Source organism: Micromonospora sp. WMMD558, from assembly GCF_049315255.1.
Taxonomy (GTDB): domain Bacteria; phylum Actinomycetota; class Actinomycetes; order Mycobacteriales; family Micromonosporaceae; genus Micromonospora.
Genome location: NZ_CP186061.1, coordinates 1,082,140 through 1,100,198, shown reverse-complemented (window position 1 = coordinate 1,100,198; position 18,059 = coordinate 1,082,140). Strand labels below are relative to the sequence as shown.

Genomic DNA, 18,059 nt, shown 5'->3' with positions numbered 1-18,059 from the left:
CCGTAGCCCCGCCCCCGGCCCGCATCCTGGCCGGTGCTGCCGGTGCTGCCGGTGCTGCCGGTGCCGGTGCTCGGCGGAGAGATTCGTCGCTGCCTGTCCCCGGCTTGCAGCGGATGTAGAGCCGGTCGGCGAGCGGGTCCAGTAGCTCGCCAGGTGGCGTCGAGCCGCCGGGTAGCGAGACGCGGTCTGGCGTCCTTTGGAGCTGATGTCGTGGATGCATCAGGGGTCACACTCGCGTCCGTCGGCGGCGGCCGCGGCCACCTGGGCGGCGGCGACGTGGCGGGTCGCCAGAGCCGGGACGGGGGGCGGCTCCGCCTCGGGGCGGGGTGGCGTCACCGGAGCCAGTGCGGGGGACGGCTCCGCCCCGGAGGGCTTCGGCTTGGGGTGCGATCGCGTTCGCCGGTGCCGGTGCCGGTGCCGGTGCCGGTGCCGGGGCCGGTGCCGGGGCCGAGGCCGAGGCCGAGGGTGGGGGTGGGGCCGAGGGTGGGGGTGGGGCCGAGGGTGGGGGTGGGGCCGAGGGTGGGGGTGGGGCCGAGGGTGGAGCCGGGGCCGGGGCCGGGCCGGGCCGGGGGTGGGGCCGGGGCGGGGGGCTTCGGCTCGGAGGTGCGGTCGGGTCGCCGGACAAGCAGGCGGCAGAATCGCCGGCTTCCGCAGGTCGGACCACGCCAGCCTGGACCGGGCGGCGCGATGACGTGAACGAATCAGCTCCAAAGGACGCCAGACCGCGTATCGCTGGCAGGTCGGCCCGGTTTTCCACAGGTTTTCCACAAGCAGCGGGTGCCTGTTGAAACAGCTGGGGATACGTGGGGAGCATGAGGTCGTGGACGGATCGACGGGGAACGAGCTGCCAGGTGGCGGCGGGCCAGGCGGTGGCGGGCCAGATGGTGGCGGGCCAGATGGTGGCGGGCCAGATGGTGGCGGGCCAGGCGGTGGGTCGACGGATGTGGTGAAACTCGGTGCCCTGCTCCGAGCGCTTCGTCGCGCGGCAGATCTGAGCCAGCGGGAGCTGGCGGAGAAGTCCGGCGTGCCGCAGGCGACCCTGGCGCGCATCGAGGCGGAGCGTACGACGAATCCACGGTTCCGGACGGTGGAGCGGTTGGTGCGGGCGGCCGGCGGCGTGGTGGTCGCAGGGCTGCCGGGCTCCGCGGCGCATGTGGTGCCTCCACCGCCGGTGCCGCACGACGAGTGGACGGACGAGGCGGGGCGTCGCTACCCGGCGCACCTTGACGCCTGGGAGGTCCGCGAGCCGAGAGACTGGCCGGGTGCCTGGTGGGCGGAGTGGTACCGGCTGCCGCCGGAGCGGTACCCGCTCAAGGTTCCGGCGTTCGCGTACGAGGTGAACCGCCAATACCGGGACCAACGTCGGCGGGCCGAGGAGATCCGCCGGACCTTCCGGGTGCGGCGCGTGACCGGTGCCGGGCTGCCGGAGACCTCGTGGCGGTTCGTCGCCGAACTGCCGGACGGCGAGCTGATCGGTGAACTACGCGCCCACGAGCGCAGCCCGCACCTCCGTAACGGTGACGAGCCGCGTGGCGAGCGGGAAGTCGTGCTGGATGGGGTGCTGGTAGCCGCCTGGTACCGGCGCCTGGGCGTGGGCCGGCGCCTGGTCGAGCGCCTCGTGGAGGAGATGGACCGGGCGGGAGTCAGGACGTCGTGGGCGCTCGCCGACGTTGCCGAGTCCCGTCTGCTGTTCGCCTGTGGGTACCGGGCCGAGAGGCGAGCGTGGACGTTGCGGTTGGATCGCCCGCCCGTTGCCTACTGAGCGGCCAGGGCCAGGAGGGCCGGGGCGGCCTCGGTGAGGGCGGCGAGCGCCTCGCGCAGGCGCCAGGCGTCGCGTTCGCGCGGGCCGACCGGGTTGGAGACCGTACGCAGCTCCACGAAGGGCAGGTCGGCGTGCGCGGCGGCGACGGCAACCCCGTACCCCTCCATGGCCTCGGCCACGGCGTCGGGATGCCGGCGGCGTAGCGCGTCGGTGCTGGCGGCGGTGCCGGTGACCGTGCTGACGGTCAGCACCGGGCCCACGGCGGCGGCCGGGAGGGCGGTCCGGAGGGCGGCCACCAGCGCCGGGTCGGCGGTGACGGTGGTGCCGCCGCCGAGCAGCTCCGCCGGCATGCCGAGCTGGTCGACCGGGATGAAACCCGCCGGGGAATCGGCGCCCAGGTCGGCGGCGATCGCGCTGGTGCCGACGACCGCACCGCCGACCGCGACCTTGCCGGGGAAGCCGCCCGCGACGCCGGCGCTGACGACCGCCGCGTACGGCTGCCCGGCGGCCTCCGCCAGTGCCAGCAGCCGGGCCGTGGCGGCAGCCGCGACCGCCGGACCGACACCGACCGACGCCACGGTCGGAACCTGATCCGGGGCACCCGCGGTGCCCGGGCCCGACCCGGCGGGCGGGGTGGAGAGAACCGCGGCGAGGCCGGCCCGGACCGCGTCGGCCTCCGCGGGCACCGCCGTGACCACCAGCAGACGCGTCACGTGAGCGGCCCCCGGGGCTCCCGGCGGGTCTCCTCGTCGGTGCCGCCCGGGCCGGCGACCGCCGACGACGGGCGGTAGATGTGGTAGCCCGGTGGGGCCAGACCGTCGTCGTCCACCGGCCCGCTCCGGGTGGGAGCGGGGGAGGTGGGGGTGGCGTCCTCGACGGTGCGGCCCAGGTGCCCGGGCTCGTCGGGGGCCGACTCGTCCTCGGTGAGCTCGTCGTCGGCGAGCGGCCGGCCGGCCAGCTTCTCGGCGCGCAGCCGGCCCGCGACCACGACGCCGCGCGCGGTGGCGAGCGCCGCCACGCCCGCGGCGACCGCGATGCCGAGCCGACCGTCGAACGGGACGAGCCCCAGGCCGCCGCCGGCCACGAACGCGAGCATCAGGACGGTCTCCGAGTGGGCGAACGAACTGGCCCGCAGCCGCTCCGGGATGCGTTCCTGGATCGACGCGTCGACCGCGAGTTTCGCGATGCCGCTCATCAGGGCGGCGACCAGGCAGAGCAGCGCGACCATCGGGAGCGAGAACTTCAGCGCGGCGAGGACGGCCACGCCGGCGACCACGACCATCCCGCTGGACTGGAGTGCCGTCGGCCGGTGGATGCGCAGCCGGGTGCCGATCGCGGTGGCGAGGAAGCTGCCGACCGCCAGGGCGCCGCCGACCAGGCCCAGGGCCGCCTCGTCGCTGAGGGTCCGGCCGAAGAAGGTGGTGGTGAGGTCACCGGCCTTGATCGCGAAGGCGAGGAAGAGCAGGAGGAAGCCGTAGACGGCGCGCAAGGTGGCGGCGCCGACGAGGGTGGCGATCACGAGCCGGCCGTGCGGACGGCCCCGGCCCAACGGCCGATCCCCGGTACGCCGCCCCAGCGCCCGCAGCGGGCGCGGCACCCGCTCCGGCGGCTCCGAATCCGCCTTCGGTGGCAGGCGCAGCGAGATGACCATGCCGACCAGGAAGATCACCGAGGCGACCCGTAGCGGCCACTGCGGCCCGAACCAGAAGGCGGCCAGGCCGATCGGGGCGACCAGGGCCCCGGCGACCGTGCCGTAGACGCTGGCCCGGGCCCCGGCCTGGGACAGCCCGATGCCCTCCGGGAGCAGCCGCGGCACGGCGGCCGAGCGGGCCACCCCGTACGCGCGGGAGAGTGCCAGGACGCCGAAGGCCGCCGGATAGAGGCCGAAGCCGTGGATGTAGTCGGAGATCAGCCAGGCCAGGAAGGCCCGCCCGAGCATGGTGGCGGCCAGCGCGTACCGGCGACCGTGCCGGAAGTGGTCGAGCAGCGGGCCGACCACCGGCGCCAGCATGGCGAACGGCACCATCGTCACCAGCAGGTAGAGCGCGACCTTGCTGCGTGCCTCGCCGAGCGGGACGTTGAAGAAGATCGTCCCGGCGAGGCCGATCGCGATGAGCGTGTCCCCGGCGCAGGAGATCGCGTGCAGGTCGAACAGGCGGACCATGCCGACCTCGCCGCCGGCACCCCGCGCCCGGGCGCGCCCCGCCGAGCGGGTCACCCAGCGGCTGCTGCTGACCGAGCCGCGGAACAGCAGACGGACGGCCTTGATGCCCGTGCCGACGGTCCGCCCGAGGACGGAACGCTCGGACCGGGAGAACAACGGCATGAGCACCATCCTCGCCCATCCGCCCGGCGTACGCGCCACCACCGCCGCAGATGGTTCCGGGGAGTGCCTGTCAGGCAGCCGTCCGCATGGGGAACAATGGTGGGGTGACCAGGCCCGCCTCCGCTCGTGCCGCCCGCCTCGACCAGGTCTGCGCCGCCGCCGTCGAGTTGGCGCGCGACGCCATCACCGAGGTCGACCCATCGGACGTCGGCGACCACATCCAGGCCGTCGCGGACGGCGACCGCCTCGTCACGCACTACTTCGAGTGCCGGTTGGCCGGCTACCGCGGCTGGCGCTGGGCGGTCACCGTCACCCGGGTGCCCCGGAGCCGGACCGTGACCATCTGCGAGACCGTGCTGCTGCCCGGCCCGGACGCGCTGCTCGCTCCCGGCTGGCTGCCCTGGCAGGAGCGCCTGAAGCCGGGCGACCTCGGCCCCGGGGACCTGCTGCCCACCCCGCCGGAGGACGAGCGCCTCCAGCCCGGTTACCTGCTCTCCGACGACCCGGCGGTCGAGGAGACCGCGTGGGAGCTGGGCCTCGGCCGGGCGCGGGTGCTGTCCCGGGAGGGGCGCGGTGAGGCCGCCCAGCGGTGGTACGACAGCGACCACGGGCCCGCCGCGCCGATCTCCACCGCGGCCCCCGCCGCCGCCCGCTGCGGCACCTGCGGCTTCTACCTGCCGCTGGCCGGCGCCATGCGGCAGGCCTTCGGCGCCTGCGGCAACTTCTACGCGCCGGACGACGGCCGGGTGGTCAGCTCCGACCACGGCTGCGGCGCCCACTCGGAGATCCTCGTCGAGACCCCGGAGACGCCGGTCGAGGAGATGCCGACCGTCTACGACGACAGCGCGGTCGAGGCCGTCTCGGTCAGCCGGGCGCACGGGTCGGTGGAGGCCGCCGAGCCGGCCGAGCCGTACGGGCACCCGTAAGGTGACCCGCCGCTGCTGATCAGCGGCCGGCGCGGCGGCGGCGACGGTTCGCGTCGTGCCGCATCATCACGGCGAGACCGGGGAACCCCCACAGAAAACCGGCCAGGCAGGTCCACAGCCAGTTCTCGTGCCCGTTATCGATCAGCCGGTCGCGGAAGAGCAGCAGCACGACCCCGGCGACCGCCCAGGCGGCCATCCCGGCGAGGGCGAACGGCACCATCGGCGGGTCGAGCGGCTCGGGCCGCGGTGGCTGCTCCTTCGGCACGCGGCAAGCGTACGGGATGAACTTTCCCGCCCGGCCGGTGATCTGGGACGATGCGGCGCGACAACGGAAGATCACCTGCGAGGACCCGATGGCAGTAGCCCCGCCCGACAACGGCACACCGTCCGCAGAGCCGCGGAACGGTTTCGACCGCTACTTCGAGATCTCCGCCCGTGGCTCGACGATGAGCCGCGAGGTCCGCGGTGGCCTGGCCACCTTCTTCACGATGGCGTACATCGTGGTGCTCAACCCGCTCATCCTCGGCTCCGCCGTCGACGGTGACGGCCAGAAGCTGCCGATCCCCGCCCTCGCCGCGGCGACCGCCCTGATCGCCGGCCTGATGACGATCCTGATGGGCGTGGTCGGCCGGTTCCCGCTGGCGCTCGCCGCCGGCCTCGGCGTCAACGCGCTGGTCGCGTACGAGATCGCACCGGAGATGACCTGGGCGGACGCGATGGGCTTGGTGGTGATCGAGGGTCTGATCATCGCGGTGCTGGTGCTCACCGGTCTGCGTACGGCGGTGTTCCGCTCGGTGCCCACGCAGATGAAGACCGCGATCGGCGTCGGCATCGGCCTCTTCCTGACCATCATCGGCCTGGTCGACGCGGGCTTCGTGCGGCGGATCCCGGACGAGGCGAACACCACCGTCCCGGTCGGCCTGGGCATCGGCGGCAAGCTGGTCAGCTGGCCGATGCTGGTGTTCGTGGTGGGTCTGCTGGTGACCCTGGTGCTGGTGGTGCGCCGGGTCAAGGGCGCGATCCTCATCGGCATCCTCGCCTCGACCGCGCTGGCGATGATCGTCGAGGCGCTGGGGAACATCGGCCCGTCCTTCGTCGACGGTGTGTCGAACCCCAAGGGCTGGTCGCTGAACGTGCCGGAGCTGCCGAGCACGATCGTCGACGTGCCGGACCTGTCGCTGCTCGGCAACTTCAACGTGCTCGACTCGTGGAGCCGCGCCGGCTGGCTGGTCGTGCTGATGTTCGTCTTCACCCTGCTGATCACCGACTTCTTCGACACGATGGGCACGATGGTCGCGGTCGGCCAGGAGGGGAGCATGCTCGACGAGCGGGGCACCCCGCCGCGGGCGCGGGAGATCCTGCTGGTCGACTCGATCGCCGCGGCCAGCGGTGGCGCGGCGAGCGTGTCCAGCAACACGTCGTACATCGAGAGCGCCGCCGGTGTCGCGGAGGGTGCCCGGACCGGCGTGGCCAACCTGGTCACCGGCGTGCTGTTCCTGCTGGCGATGTTCCTGGCGCCGCTGGTGGTGGTCGTGCCGTTCGAGGCGGCGTCGACCGCGCTCGTCGTGGTCGGCTTCCTGATGATGACGGCGGTCCGGACGATCGACTGGACGGACTACGAGATCGCGATCCCGGCGTTCCTCACGATCGTGCTGATGCCGTTCACGTACTCGATCTCCAACGGGATCGGCGCCGGCCTGATCACGTACGTGGTGGTGAAGCTCGCGAAGGGCAAGGCGCGGGAGATCCACCCGTTGCTCTACGGCGTCGCCGCTCTGTTCGTGCTGTACTTCCTGCGCGGGCCCATCGAGTCCGTGCTGCAGTGACGTCCCGTTCCGGGCCGGGTGCTCCACATCGGACTCCCGGCCCGGAGCAGGGCAAACCTCCCCGTGAGCCTGGTCATATCGCATGTCGTTAGCCAGGCTCATTAGTTAGGCTAACTATCGTGACGGAGCGGACGGTGACGGCGAAGAGCATGCCACCGGCGCAACTGGCGGTTCAGTTGCGTGATGCGATCACCCGGCTCAACCGACGGGTCCGGCAGGCCCGGCCGGTCGGCGACCTCACGGTCACCCAGCTCTCCGCGCTCACCAGCCTCCGGCTGGCGGGCGCGCTGACGCCCCGGGAACTGGCCGATGTCGAACGGGTCCAGCCGCCGACGATGACCAAGATCGTCGCGAAGCTGGAGGAGCGTGGCCTCGTGCAGCGCACACCCCACCCGACCGACGGCCGGCAGGTGATCCTCGCAGCGACCGAGGGGGGCCGGGCGGTGCTCGACCAGTTCGAGCGTGCCCGGGACGAGTGGCTGGCCCACCGGCTGGCCGAACTGAGCGAGGAGGAACAGGACACGCTGCGCCAGGCGGCGGAGATCCTGCACCAGCTCGCCCGCGCCTGAGGCTTCGAGCCACCCGCGACCGCGCCGTCCGACGGTGATGACGCGTACGCGAGGGAGGCGCACCTAGAGTGCAGTCGAAGCTGAGCACGATGTTCCAGTCCCTGCAGGTCCGTAACTACCGGCTCTTCGCATCCGGGCAACTGATCAAGCTGATCGGCGTCTGGATGATGTTCATCGCCCAGGACTGGCTCGTCCTCGAGCTCTCCGACAACTCGGCCACCGCCCTCGGCGTCGTCACCGCCCTCCAGTTCACCCCCGTCCTGCTGCTCACGCTGATCTCCGGACGGCTCGCCGACCGGTACGACAAGCGCATGCTGCTCTTCGTCGCCAACGCGTTCTGGACGGTGCTGGCGCTGGCCATGAGCCTGCTGGTCATCACGGGGCTGGTGGAGCTCTGGCACGTCTTCGCCTTCGCCGCCCTGCTCGGCGTCGCCAACGCCGTGGAGACCCCGGTCCGGCAGGCCTTCGTGTCGGAGCTGGTCGGTACCCCGCTGCTGCCGAACGCCCTCTCCCTCAACGCGGCGACGTTCAACGCCGCGCGGATCGTCGGCCCGGCCCTCGCCGGCCTCGCCATCGCCGCCTTCGACGTCGGGCCGGTCTTCCTGGTCACCGCCCTCAGCTCGATCGCCCCGCTGGTGAACGTGGTCCGGATGCGACCGGCCGAGCTGCACCGCGAGGCGCTGCCGCCCCGCGAGGAGCGGGCGTCGGCCAAGGTCGTCGACGGGTTGCGCTACGTCTGGGGCCGACCCGACCTGCTCCTGCCGATGGTGATGATCCTGGTGATCGCCACCTCGATGTTCAACTTCCAGCTCACCCTCGCCGCGCTGGCCAAGACCGTCTTCAACACCGGCGCCGCGTCGTTCGGCCTGTTCAGCAGCGCCCTCGCCGTGGGAGCGCTGATCGGGGCGCTGGCCGGCACCGGGCGGCGCAGCCGGCCGTCCGTGTGGCTGGTGCTGGGTGCCGCCATCGCCTGCTCCTCCTTCGGCACGCTGGTCGGGCTGGCGTCCACGTACTGGCTGGTGGTCGCGCTGCTCCTGCCGACCGGGTTCTTCATGGTCTTCTTCGCGCAGGCGTGCAACCAGCGCATCCAGCTCGGCACCGACGCCGCCTTCCGGGGCCGGGTCATGGCGCTCTGGGTGCTGGTGTTCCTCGGCACCAACCCGGTCGGCGCGCCGGTCATCGGCTGGCTCGCCGAGACGTACGGCGCCGGCGCGAGCATCTGGATCGGCGGCCTCGTCTCACTCGTCACCGCTCTGCTGTCGCTCGCCTGGCAGCTGCGCCGCTCCGGGGCCCGGCTGCGGTTCCGGATCCTCCCGATGCCCCGCTTCTACGTCACCGAGCGGCTGTAAGGGCCCCCTGTTAACGCCTCCGGTAGTGGAAGGGTCCCTTCTTAACGCCGCGGATGCGGCCAATCCGGTGGCGGGGCGGCACCGGGCGGCTTAGCGTCGGTTCGTGGAGCTGGGACGCGCACTGTTGCTGACCCTGATGGTCGGCGCGGTGGTGTGCCTGCCCGTGGTGATCGCGCTGTTATTCTGCGCCGACGAGCTGGTCGACCGGCTGGCATGCGGCCTCGCGGAATGGCGGGAGCGGCGGCGGGAAAGGCGCACCATCGCCCGGCTGGATCGGGCGGTCGAGGCCGACGCGCTCACCCGCGACCTGGACCTGAGCGGGTTCGACCGGCCGGACCGGCGCCCGCTGGAGCAGCTCGCCGCCGACCTCCGGCGCCTCGGCGGCCAGCGGATCGGCGCGAGCGGACGGTCCGCGGTCTGGCACGGCGCGGTGCTCCAGGCGTACGACGAGCGGCTGCGGCGGGCCTGCGCGGCCCTCGGCGTCGTCGAACACCTCGACGAGCTGACCGGGGTCGACCGGGAAATCGAACGGGTACGGGTCGAAGGCGTCCTGCACCGGGCCGGGCTGATCCTCCCCGCCGCCCGGGCCGAGCACCACCAGCGCCACCGCTGAGAGGCCGGGCTTGAGGCTCTTCGCCGCCGTCTACCCGCCGCCCGCCGCCGTGGAGCACCTCAGCGCACAGGTCACCCGCCTGCGCGTCGGTGCGGCGGCCGCCGGCGGGATAAACGTCCGCCTCGCCGATCCCGCCCACAAGCACGTCACGCTCGCCTTCCTCGGTGAGGTGGAGGCGGACCGGCTGACCGCGGTGGAGAGCGCGCTCGGGCTGGCCGCCGAGTGGTCCCGGGACGGGCGGGAGGTCCCGCCCCGACTCCGGCTCGGCGGCGGCGGGACGTTCGGGCGGGGCCGCTTCACGGTGCTCTGGGTGGACCTGCTCGGCGACGTCGAGGCGCTGACCGTGCTGTCCCGGCTCATCCGGTCCCGCCTGCGCAACAACCGCCTGCCGTACGACGAGAAGCCGTTCCGCCCGCACCTGACGATCGCCCGCCCCGGCGACCGGGTGCCCGAAGCCGACGTGGCGGCCGACGTCGAGACCCTGCACGCGTACGAGGGCCCGGAGTGGCCGGCCAGCGAACTGGTGCTGATGCGCAGCCACCCGGGCCCCCGCCCGACCTACGACCGCGTCGCCGCCTGGCCGCTCTGACCGGGGCGGTCCGTCCGCGTCACCCGTCCGTCCCGCGTCACCAGGCCCAGGCCTCCGGGCCGGGGCCGCCGTTGCCGACCGGCGGGAACAGCTCGTCGAGCCGGGTCAGCGTGGCGTCGTCGAGTGCCACGTCGAGGGCGCCGAGAGACCGGTCGAGCTGCTCGACGGTGCGCGGCCCGATGATCGGGGCGGTCACCCCGGGCCGGGTGAGCAGCCAGCCGAGGGCCACATCCGCCGGGTCGTGCCCCAGGTCGGCGCAGAGCTTCTCGTACGCCTCGATGGTCGGCCGGTGCTCGGCGAGCGCGTCGGCGGCGCGGCCGGTGGTGCCGCGGGCCGCCCCGCCCTCGGCCATCTTGCGTAGCACGCCCGCGAGGAGCCCGCCGTGCAGCGGCGACCACGGGATGATGCCGAGGCCGTGGTGCTGCGCGGCCGGGACGACCTCCAACTCGACGTGCCGGGTGAGCAGGTTGTAGATGCACTGCTCCGCGACGAGACCGAGGAAGTTGCGGCGGCCGGCCGCCTCCTGCGCCACCGAGATGTGCCATCCGGCGAAGTTGGACGACCCGACGTAGACCACCTTGCCCTGGGCGACCAGGGTCTCCATCGCCTGCCAGATCTCCTCCCACGGGGTGGACCGGGAGATGTGGTGCATCTGGTAGAGGTCGATGGTGTCGGTCTGCAGCCGGCGCAGCGAGTCCTCACAGGCCCGGATGATGTGCCGGGCGGAGAGACCCTGCTCGTTGGGCCAGTCGCCCATCTTGCCGTACACCTTGGTGGCGAGCACGACCTTGTCCCGCCGGCCGCCGCCCTGCGCCAGCCAGCGGCCGATGATGTGCTCGGTGACCCCCTCGCCGAGCTTCCAGCCGTACACGTTGGCGGTGTCGAAGAAGTTGATCCCGTGCTCCAGGGCGCGGTCCATGATGGCGAAACTGTCCGGCTCGCCTGTCTGCGGGCCGAAGTTCATCGTGCCGAGGCAGAGACGGCTGACCGACAGGCCGGTGCGACCCAGGTTCGTGTACTCCATGGGCCAACCCTGCCACGGCCGCCGCCGGTCCGCCGCCCGCCGCCGGAGCTGAACCGGGAGGCAGCGCCTGCCGGCGACGTCCCTGGCCGACCAGGGACGTCGCCGCCGGTCCTAGGAGGACTCGCGGGCCGCCGGGCCGCTGCCGAAGAGCACGTCGTCCCAGCTCGGGAGCCGCTTGCGCGGCTTTCCGGTGTCGGTCGACTCGCCACCGGCGACCGCCGACGCGCCCGTCCGGCGCGGCCGCAGCACGGCCAGCGACGGGACGGCCGGGACCTCCTTCGGCGCGTCCGAGTCGTCGTCGAAGGCGGAACCGGGACCGCCGCCGAGCAGGGCCGCCGCCCCACCGCCGACCGGGCGCTGCCGCGGCGCGTCCGACCCGGCCAGGGCGGCCGGGGTACGCGGTTCGAGACCGCGGCCGGTCCCGCCCAGCGGCCGGTCGAGGGAGGCGAGCAGGGCGTCGCGGCCGGCGCGGATCGGGTCGCGGCCCGGGCGCGCGTGCTCGGCCGGTGCCGGCAGGCCGTGCCCGCCCCGGCCGGGCTCGCCGCGGGACGGGCCGGGCAGCGCGTGGCCGCCACGCTCGGGCGCCGGCTCCTGGCCGAGGATCGGCGTGGGACGCTCGGCGCACAGGTACTGTGCCATGTCGTCGTGCGGCGTGACGGACTGCCGGGTCTTGTCCAGATCCCAGACGGCCTGCGCGGTGGCCTTGCCGGACGGCCAGGTGGCCACGATCCGCCAGGTGCCGTCGTCGCGACGCCACGCGTCCCACGAGATCTTCTCGGTGTCGATCCCGTGCTGGGCCAGGCGACCGTTGACCACCTCGGCGAGCGGCGTGGGCTTCTCCGCGCCCTTGAGACGCGTGCGGCGGGCGTGCTGCGCGAGCATCGCCCGCTCCTGGAGCACCGGACCGGCGTAGCGCAGCACCCGGTCGACCGGGACGCCGGCGATGCGGGCCACGTCCTCAGCGGACTCACCCGAGCGGATCCGCGCCTGGATGTCGCGCGGCGACAGGGAGGGCGTCGGCTCGGCGGCGGGAGCCGGGGCGACCGCGAGCGGGGGGGCGCCGGGCTCGGCGTGCAACGCGGTGGCGACGCGCTCGTCGAGGGGCAGGGCGAGCAGACGCCCCACCTCGTCGGCGAGCACCAGGGCCTGGCCGTCCTCGGAGAGGGCGACGAAGCGTACTGGGCGCATAGCGTTGCCTCCGTCCCGCTTCGCTGGCCGCACGCCACAGGTCGGCCACCCGGGCGTCTCGCACCACCGTACGCTCATCTGCCCAGAGGTGGGGGATGCGACACCCGCATGTCGTGACTGAGCTGCGGTGATGATCACGGTGGGTGGCCGGGGCGGCCTCGCTGGCCACCCACCGTGACGATCGTCAGAGCCGCTCGACGACGTAGTCGATCGACGCGGTCAGCGCCTCGACGTCGGCCGGCTCGACGGCCGGGAAGAGTGCGATCCGCAGCTGGTTGCGGCCCAGCTTCCGGTAGGGCTCGGTGTCCACGATGCCGTTGGCGCGCAGCGCCTTCGCGATCGCGGTGGCGTCCACCTCGTCCGCGAAGTCGACCGTCGCGACCACGGTGGACCGCAGCGCCGGATCGGTGACGAACGGGGTGGCCACCGCCGAGCGCTCCGCCCAGCCGTACACGATGCTGGCGCTCTCCGCCGTGCGCTTGGCCGCCCACGCCAGGCCGCCCTGCGAGTTCATCCAGTCGGTCTGCTCCGCGGCCAGGAAGATCGTGGCCAGCGCGGGGGTGTTGTACGTCTGCTCCAGCCGCGAGTTGTCGATCGCGGTGACCAGGTCGAGGAAGGCCGGGATGTAGCGGCCGGACGCCTTGATCTCGGCGGCCCGGTTCAGCGCGGCCGGCGACATCAGGGCGAGCCAGAGGCCGCCGTCGGAGCCGAAGCACTTCTGCGGGGCGAAGTAGTAGACGTCGGTCTCGCCGACGTTGACCTCCAGGCCGCCGGCGCCGGAGGTGGCGTCCACCAGGAGCAGCGAACCCTGGTCCGCGCCCGGCACCCGGCTGATCGGCGCGGCGACGCCGGTCGAGGTCTCGTTGTGCGGGGTGGCGTAGACGTCGACCCCGGCCTCGGCCACCAGCGTCGGTGCCGTGCCCGCCTCCGACTTGCGGATCGTCGGCTCGCCGAGGAACGGCGCGTCCTTGACGGCCTTGGCGAACTTGGCGCCGAACTCCCCGAAGCTCGCGAACTGGGCCCGGTCCCGGATCAGGCCGAACGTGGCGACCTCCCAGAACGCGGTGGTGCCGCCGTTGCCGAGGACGACCTCGTAGCCGTCCGGCAGGGAGAAGAACTCGGCGATGCCCCGGCGCAGCCGCGCGACCTGGTCGCGGACCGTCTTCTGCCGGTGCGAGGTGCCCAGGTAGCTGGTCGCCACGTCGGCGAGGGCGGAGACCGCCGCCGGACGGACCTTGGACGGCCCGCAGCCGAACCGCCCGTCGGCGGGCTTGATGTCGTCGGGAATCCGGATGGTCGGTGCGTCAGCCACGGTTTTGGAGATCCTTCCGCATGGGCGAGGGCGGGCCCGTATCAGGTCGGGCGCGGATCGACGGCAAACGCGTGCGGGAGCGCACGGCTCGGCCGGGATCCGTACCCGGTCCGGCGACACTGCCGGCCCTCATCCTCCCACCTGCTGCCCGCCGGCCGGCCGCCGGTCCCGGCAGCGGCACTGAGTCGTGCGCCACAGCGGGCCCGGGGTACGCCGAAGGCCCCGGCCGGACGGGCGGCCGGGGCCTTCGAAGGCGTTAACAAGGGGCCCCTCCTCTACCGGAGGCGTTAACAGGGGGCCCTTCCTTTCAGACGCCGTGCGGGACCTGGTCCCAGCCGTCGACCTCGTGCGGCTTGCGGGGGGCCGGGCCGACGTAGCGGGCGGAGGGGCGGACGAGCCGCTGGAGCTTCTTCTGCTCCAGGATGTGGGCGCTCCAGCCACCCATCCGGGCGCAGGTGAACATCGAGGTGAACATGTGCGCCGGCACCTCGGCGAAGTCCAGCACGACGGCCGACCAGAACTCGACGTTCGTGGCGAGCACCCGGTCCGGGCGGCGGGCCTGCAGCTCCGCGAGAGCGGCCTTCTCCAGTGCCTCGGCGATCTCGAAGCGGGGGGCACCCAGCTCCTTCGCGGTGCGGCGGAGCACCCGGGCGCGCGGGTCCTCCGCGCGGTAGACCCGGTGGCCGAAGCCCATCAGCCGCTCGCCGCGGTCGAGGACGCCCTTGACGTACCCCTCGGCGTCGCCGCTGCGCTCGACGGCCTCCAGCATGCTGAGCACCCGCGACGGGGCGCCGCCGTGCAGCGGGCCGGAGAGCGCGCCGATGCCGGAGGAGATGCAGGCGGCGGCGTCCGCGCCGGTGGAGGCGACGATCCGGGCGGTGAACGTGGAGGCGTTCAGGCCGTGCTCGGCGGCCGAGATGAAGTACGCGTCGACGGCCTTGACGTGCCGCGGGTCGGGCTCACCCCGCCAGCGCTTCATGAAGCGCTCGACGATGGTGGACGCCTTGTCGATCTCCTTCTGCGGGACCGCCGGCAGCCCGAGGCCGCGGGCGGACTGGGCGACGAAGGAGAGCGCGGTCACCGACACCCGGGCCAGGTCCTCGCGGGCCTGCTCGTCGGAGATGTCGAGAAGCTGGTTGAGCCCCCAGTACGGGGCGAGCATCGCCACCGCGGACTGCACGTCGACGCGGATGTCACCGGAGTGCACCGGCACCGGGAACGGCTCGGCCGGCGGCAGGCCCGGGCCGAAGCGCCCGTCCACCAGCAGCGCCCAGACGTTGCCGAACGAGACCTGGCCGATGAGATCCTCGATGTCGACACCGCGATAGCGCAGCGCGCCGCCCTCACGGTCGGGTTCGGCGATCTCGGTCTCGAAGGCTACGACGCCCTCCAGTCCGGGTTTGAAATCGGCCATGTCGCTCTCTCCTGGATCTGCTCGGTGCGCCCGCCCGGGGCTCCGGCCCCGGCCCAGCCGGGCGAGCGCCTTAGGCGACCCTCAGGGATGTGTTCGTGTCATCTTGCCTGCTGGTTACGGAAGTGCGCGACCCGCGACCGCTGTGCTACACGCGACATCCCCGGCCAGGCGCGGTCCGGCCGGGTCGGTGAGACTGTGCGATGGGGGCTGGCCTGCGCGGCAGGGCGTCCATCGGCCGGACGGGGAGGGGAGACGACGTGACGGGCGACACAGTGCCGCCAGCGGACATGCGTAACGAGTACGCGGCGGACCTGGGCCTGATCGAGGCGGACCTGGCGGCTGACTGGCACACCCAGTTCGACCGCTGGTTCGCCGACGCGGTCGCGGCGGGGCTGCCCGAGCCGAACGCGATGGTGCTGGGCACGGCCGACGCCGACGGCCGGCCGAGCGGCCGGACCGTGCTGCTCAAGGGGTACGACCCGGACGGCTTCGTCCTGTTCACCAACTACGGGTCACGCAAGGGCGCCGAACTGGGCACGAACCCGTACGCCAGCCTCGTCTTCCCCTGGTTCCCCATGCACCGCCAGGTGGTGGTGACGGGCCGGGCGGAGCGGCTGGACCGGGCCGAGACCGAGGCGTACTTCGCCAGCCGGCCGCGCGGCTCGCAGCTCGGTGCGTGGGCCAGCGACCAGTCGCGGGTGCTGCCGGACCGGGCGGCGCTGGACGACGCGTACCGGGCGGCGGCGGAGCGGTTCGCCGACGTCGACCCGATCCCCGCGCCGCCGCACTGGGGCGGGCTGCGGATCCGCCCGGACTGCGTGGAGTTCTGGCAGGGGCGGGCGAGCCGGCTGCACGACCGGCTGCGGTTCCGGCGTACCGGCGCCGGCTGGGTCGTCGAGCGGCTGGCACCGTGACCGGCGTGCAGCAGGCCCGGCCGCGTGGAGCGCGCCGCTGGGCGATCGACCTGCGTCCCCTGGGGGTGCCGGCGTTCCGCCGGATGTGGCTCGGCAACACGCTGGCGATGTTCGGATTCCAGGTCACGGCGGTCGCCGTCCCGGTGGAGATGTACGCGCTGACCGAGGACTCGTTCTGGGTCGGCCTGCTCGGGGTCGCGGGCTTCGTACCCCTGCTGGTGTTCGGGCTCTGGGGCGGCGCGGTGGCCGACGCCCGGGACCGGCGGCGCGTGCTGCTGGGCGGGTCGGCGCTGCTCTGGGCGTCGATGCTCGGCCTGCTGGTGCACGCCGTGTCCGGGGTCGGCAGCCCGGTGCTGCTGCTGGCGCTGGTCACGGTTCACTCGATCGCGTTCGCGATCAGCTCGCCGGCGCGTTCGGCGATCCTGCCCCGGCTGCTGCCGCCGGAGCTGGTGCCGGCCGGCACGACGCTGAACTACACCACCTTCACGGCGGCCTCGGTGGTCGGCCCGCTCGCCGCCGGCCTGATCCTCGCGGTGTTCGGCACGGAACGTGGCCTGCCGGTCGCGTACGCGGTGGACGCTCTCCTCTTCACCGGCCTGGTGGTCGCCACCCTCCGGCTTCCCGCGATGCCCCCCGAACCGCCCGCCGACGGCGAGGCCCGGCGGGGCGGGCTGGCCGGGATCGTCGACGGCTTCCGGTACCTCGCCACCACGCCGGTGCTGCTGCTGTCCTTCGCGATCGACCTGATCGCGATGATCCTGGCCATGCCGCGGGCGCTGTTCCCGGAGGTGGCGCAGGAGCGGTTCGGCGGCGGCGCGGCGGTCGGCTGGCTCTTCAGTGCCATCGCGATCGGCGCGATGCTGGGCGGGCTCACCTCCGGCTGGATCGGCCGGATGCGCCGGCAGGGCCTCGGCCTGGTGGTCGCCGTGGTGGGCTGGGGGCTGGCCATCGCCGCGGCGGGGCTGGCCCGGCAGCTGTGGCTGATGGTCCTGCTGCTCGCGGTGGCCGGTGCGGCCGACCTGGTGAGCGCGGTGCTGCGCCAGTCGATGCTGCTGGTCTACGCGCCCGACCGGATGCGGGGCCGGCTCCAGGGCGTGAACACCGTGGTCGTGGCGGGCGGCCCGCGCCTGGGCGACCTGCGGGCGGGCGCGACGGCGGCCGGCCTCGGCACCGGGGTGGCCTGGGTCGGCGGCGGCCTGCTCTCCGCCGTCCTCGCGCTCGGGCTGGCGCTGGCGTTTCCCGCGCTGGTCCGCTACCGGGCGGCGGCCGGGTCGAGCGGAGAGCGGAGTTGACCGGTTAAGGTCCCCCGCATGGACACCCCCGAGCAGCGTCCCCCCTCCGGCGCGCAGTGGACCATCGCCGCCGCCGGCCACGAGGCCGTCATCGTCGAGGTGGGCGGCGGGGTCCGGACGTACCGGCACGACGGCGTGGACCTCCTCGACGGGTACGCGGCCGACGAGCTCTGCCCCGGCAGCGCCGGGCAGGTGCTCGCGCCGTGGCCGAACCGGATCCGGGACGGGCGGTACACGTTCGGCGACCGGCACCTGCAGCTGTCGATCAGCGAGCCGGAGCGCGACGTGGCCCTCCACGGGCTGGTCAACTGGGCCCCGTGGCGGCTGCTGGAGCGGTCGACCGACGCGGTGACCGTCGGGTACGACCTGCCGCCGACCCCCGGCTACCCCTGGTCCCTGCGGCTGCACAGCCGGTGGAGCGTGGGCCCCGACGGGCTGCGCGCGGAGCACGAGGTCACCAACACCGCGGCGGAGCCGGCGCCGTTCGGCTTCGCGGTCCACCCGTACCTGCGACTGCCCGGCGTGGCGGTCGACGACCTGACGATGCGGCTGCCGGCCCGCAGCCGCCTCCAGGTGGACGCGCGGCGGCTGCTGCCGATCGCCGTCACGCCGGTGAGCGGAACCGAGTGCGACTGGACCGGCGGGCGCCGCATCGGCCGGGCGACGCTGGACCACACGTTCGGTGACGTGATCCGTGACGACGACGGCGGCTCGGCCGTCGACCTGACCGCTCCGGACGGCTCGGCCGGCGTACGCATCTGGGCGGACCGGCAGTTCGGCTGGTGGCAGGTCTTCACCGGCGACTCGCTGACCGGGGAGCGGCACCGGCGGTCGGTGGCGGTCGAGCCGATGACCTGCCCGCCGGACGCGTTCCGCTCCGGTCGGGACCTGATCACACTGAAGCCCGGCGACACCTGGCGGGGTGTCTGGGGCATCCGGCCCGGGGCGTGAGAGG

Annotated in this window: 17 protein-coding genes; 10 read left to right on the top strand and 7 right to left on the bottom strand. The window is 73.7% G+C overall.

Features of this window, described 5'->3' with window-relative positions:
• The first annotated feature begins 943 nt into the window (after positions 1 to 943).
• Positions 944 to 1,762: a GNAT family N-acetyltransferase gene (locus tag ACN26Y_RS05280; protein WP_155329192.1), complete on the top strand. Its 819-nt coding sequence runs from the start codon at positions 944 to 946 to the stop codon at positions 1,760 to 1,762.
• Here ACN26Y_RS05280 and ACN26Y_RS05275 read toward each other — a convergent pair.
• Both ACN26Y_RS05275 and ACN26Y_RS05270 read right to left on the bottom strand, forming a co-directional pair.
• Positions 1,756 to 2,475, bottom strand: coding sequence for a futalosine hydrolase (locus ACN26Y_RS05275; protein ID WP_422734411.1), 720 nt, complete (start codon positions 2,473 to 2,475; stop codon positions 1,756 to 1,758). The genes ACN26Y_RS05280 and ACN26Y_RS05275 overlap by 7 nt on opposite strands.
• Positions 2,472 to 4,088: an MFS transporter gene (locus ACN26Y_RS05270; protein ID WP_155329190.1), complete on the bottom strand. Its 1,617-nt coding sequence runs from the start codon at positions 4,086 to 4,088 to the stop codon at positions 2,472 to 2,474. The genes ACN26Y_RS05275 and ACN26Y_RS05270 overlap by 4 nt, the downstream gene beginning before the upstream one ends.
• Before the next feature lie 86 nt (positions 4,089 to 4,174).
• Here ACN26Y_RS05270 and ACN26Y_RS05265 point away from each other — a divergent pair, with 86 nt between their 5' ends.
• Positions 4,175 to 5,014, top strand: coding sequence for a DUF3027 domain-containing protein (locus ACN26Y_RS05265; protein WP_155329189.1), 840 nt, complete (start codon positions 4,175 to 4,177; stop codon positions 5,012 to 5,014).
• 19 nt (positions 5,015 to 5,033) lie between these two features.
• Here the strand turns inward: ACN26Y_RS05265 and ACN26Y_RS05260 are convergent, their stop codons facing one another.
• A complete protein-coding gene (locus tag ACN26Y_RS05260; RefSeq protein WP_155329188.1) occupies positions 5,034 to 5,279 on the bottom strand; it encodes a DUF2530 domain-containing protein in 246 nt (81 codons plus the stop codon).
• A gap of 88 nt (positions 5,280 to 5,367) precedes the next feature.
• Here ACN26Y_RS05260 and ACN26Y_RS05255 point away from each other — a divergent pair, with 88 nt between their 5' ends.
• The 5 genes from ACN26Y_RS05255 to thpR all read left to right on the top strand — a co-directional run bounded on the left by ACN26Y_RS05255 (position 5,368) and on the right by thpR (position 9,960).
• The gene (locus ACN26Y_RS05255; protein WP_155333937.1) at positions 5,368 to 6,840 is read left to right on the top strand and encodes an NCS2 family permease; all 1,473 of its coding nucleotides are present in this window, start codon (positions 5,368 to 5,370) and stop codon (positions 6,838 to 6,840) included.
• 119 nt (positions 6,841 to 6,959) lie between these two features.
• Positions 6,960 to 7,409, top strand: coding sequence for a MarR family winged helix-turn-helix transcriptional regulator (locus tag ACN26Y_RS05250; RefSeq protein ID WP_196255786.1), 450 nt, complete (start codon positions 6,960 to 6,962; stop codon positions 7,407 to 7,409).
• Positions 7,410 to 7,477: 68 nt separating this feature from the next.
• On the top strand, positions 7,478 to 8,758 hold the full coding sequence (locus ACN26Y_RS05245; protein WP_155329187.1) for an MFS transporter: 1,281 nt from the start codon (positions 7,478 to 7,480) through the stop codon (positions 8,756 to 8,758).
• 103 nt (positions 8,759 to 8,861) lie between these two features.
• A complete protein-coding gene (locus tag ACN26Y_RS05240) occupies positions 8,862 to 9,371 on the top strand; it encodes a hypothetical protein (RefSeq protein WP_155329186.1) in 510 nt (169 codons plus the stop codon).
• Positions 9,372 to 9,381: 10 nt separating this feature from the next.
• The gene (gene thpR / locus ACN26Y_RS05235; RefSeq protein ID WP_155329185.1) at positions 9,382 to 9,960 is read left to right on the top strand and encodes an RNA 2',3'-cyclic phosphodiesterase; all 579 of its coding nucleotides are present in this window, start codon (positions 9,382 to 9,384) and stop codon (positions 9,958 to 9,960) included.
• 37 nt (positions 9,961 to 9,997) lie between these two features.
• On the opposite strand, the gene ACN26Y_RS05230 is transcribed toward thpR, so the two are convergent.
• From ACN26Y_RS05230 to ACN26Y_RS05215, 4 genes are all read right to left on the bottom strand, one after another.
• Positions 9,998 to 10,984 (bottom strand): aldo/keto reductase, encoded by a 987-nt coding sequence (locus ACN26Y_RS05230; RefSeq protein ID WP_155329184.1) that lies wholly within the window; start codon positions 10,982 to 10,984, stop codon positions 9,998 to 10,000.
• 111 nt (positions 10,985 to 11,095) lie between these two features.
• Positions 11,096 to 12,172 carry a septation protein SepH gene (gene sepH, locus ACN26Y_RS05225; protein ID WP_155329183.1) on the bottom strand — a complete coding sequence of 359 codons (1,077 nt, stop codon included), beginning with the start codon at positions 12,170 to 12,172 and terminating at the stop codon, positions 11,096 to 11,098.
• 184 nt (positions 12,173 to 12,356) lie between these two features.
• A complete protein-coding gene (serC, locus tag ACN26Y_RS05220; protein ID WP_422734410.1) occupies positions 12,357 to 13,484 on the bottom strand; it encodes a phosphoserine transaminase in 1,128 nt (375 codons plus the stop codon).
• 307 nt (positions 13,485 to 13,791) lie between these two features.
• Positions 13,792 to 14,898 carry a citrate synthase 2 gene (locus ACN26Y_RS05215; protein ID WP_155329181.1) on the bottom strand — a complete coding sequence of 369 codons (1,107 nt, stop codon included), beginning with the start codon at positions 14,896 to 14,898 and terminating at the stop codon, positions 13,792 to 13,794.
• Between the two features lie 287 nt (positions 14,899 to 15,185).
• Between ACN26Y_RS05215 and pdxH the strand changes: the two genes are divergently transcribed.
• The 3 genes from pdxH to ACN26Y_RS05200 are packed head-to-tail and all read left to right on the top strand — an operon-like array spanning position 15,186 to position 18,055.
• Positions 15,186 to 15,812 carry a pyridoxamine 5'-phosphate oxidase gene (pdxH, locus tag ACN26Y_RS05210; RefSeq protein ID WP_230689137.1) on the top strand — a complete coding sequence of 209 codons (627 nt, stop codon included), beginning with the start codon at positions 15,186 to 15,188 and terminating at the stop codon, positions 15,810 to 15,812.
• Positions 15,809 to 17,104 carry an MFS transporter gene (locus tag ACN26Y_RS05205; protein ID WP_155329179.1) on the top strand — a complete coding sequence of 432 codons (1,296 nt, stop codon included), beginning with the start codon at positions 15,809 to 15,811 and terminating at the stop codon, positions 17,102 to 17,104. Before pdxH ends, ACN26Y_RS05205 begins: the two co-directional genes overlap by 4 nt.
• A gap of 18 nt (positions 17,105 to 17,122) precedes the next feature.
• Positions 17,123 to 18,055 carry an aldose 1-epimerase family protein gene (locus ACN26Y_RS05200; protein ID WP_155329178.1) on the top strand — a complete coding sequence of 311 codons (933 nt, stop codon included), beginning with the start codon at positions 17,123 to 17,125 and terminating at the stop codon, positions 18,053 to 18,055.
• Positions 18,056 to 18,059: the final 4 nt, after the last annotated feature.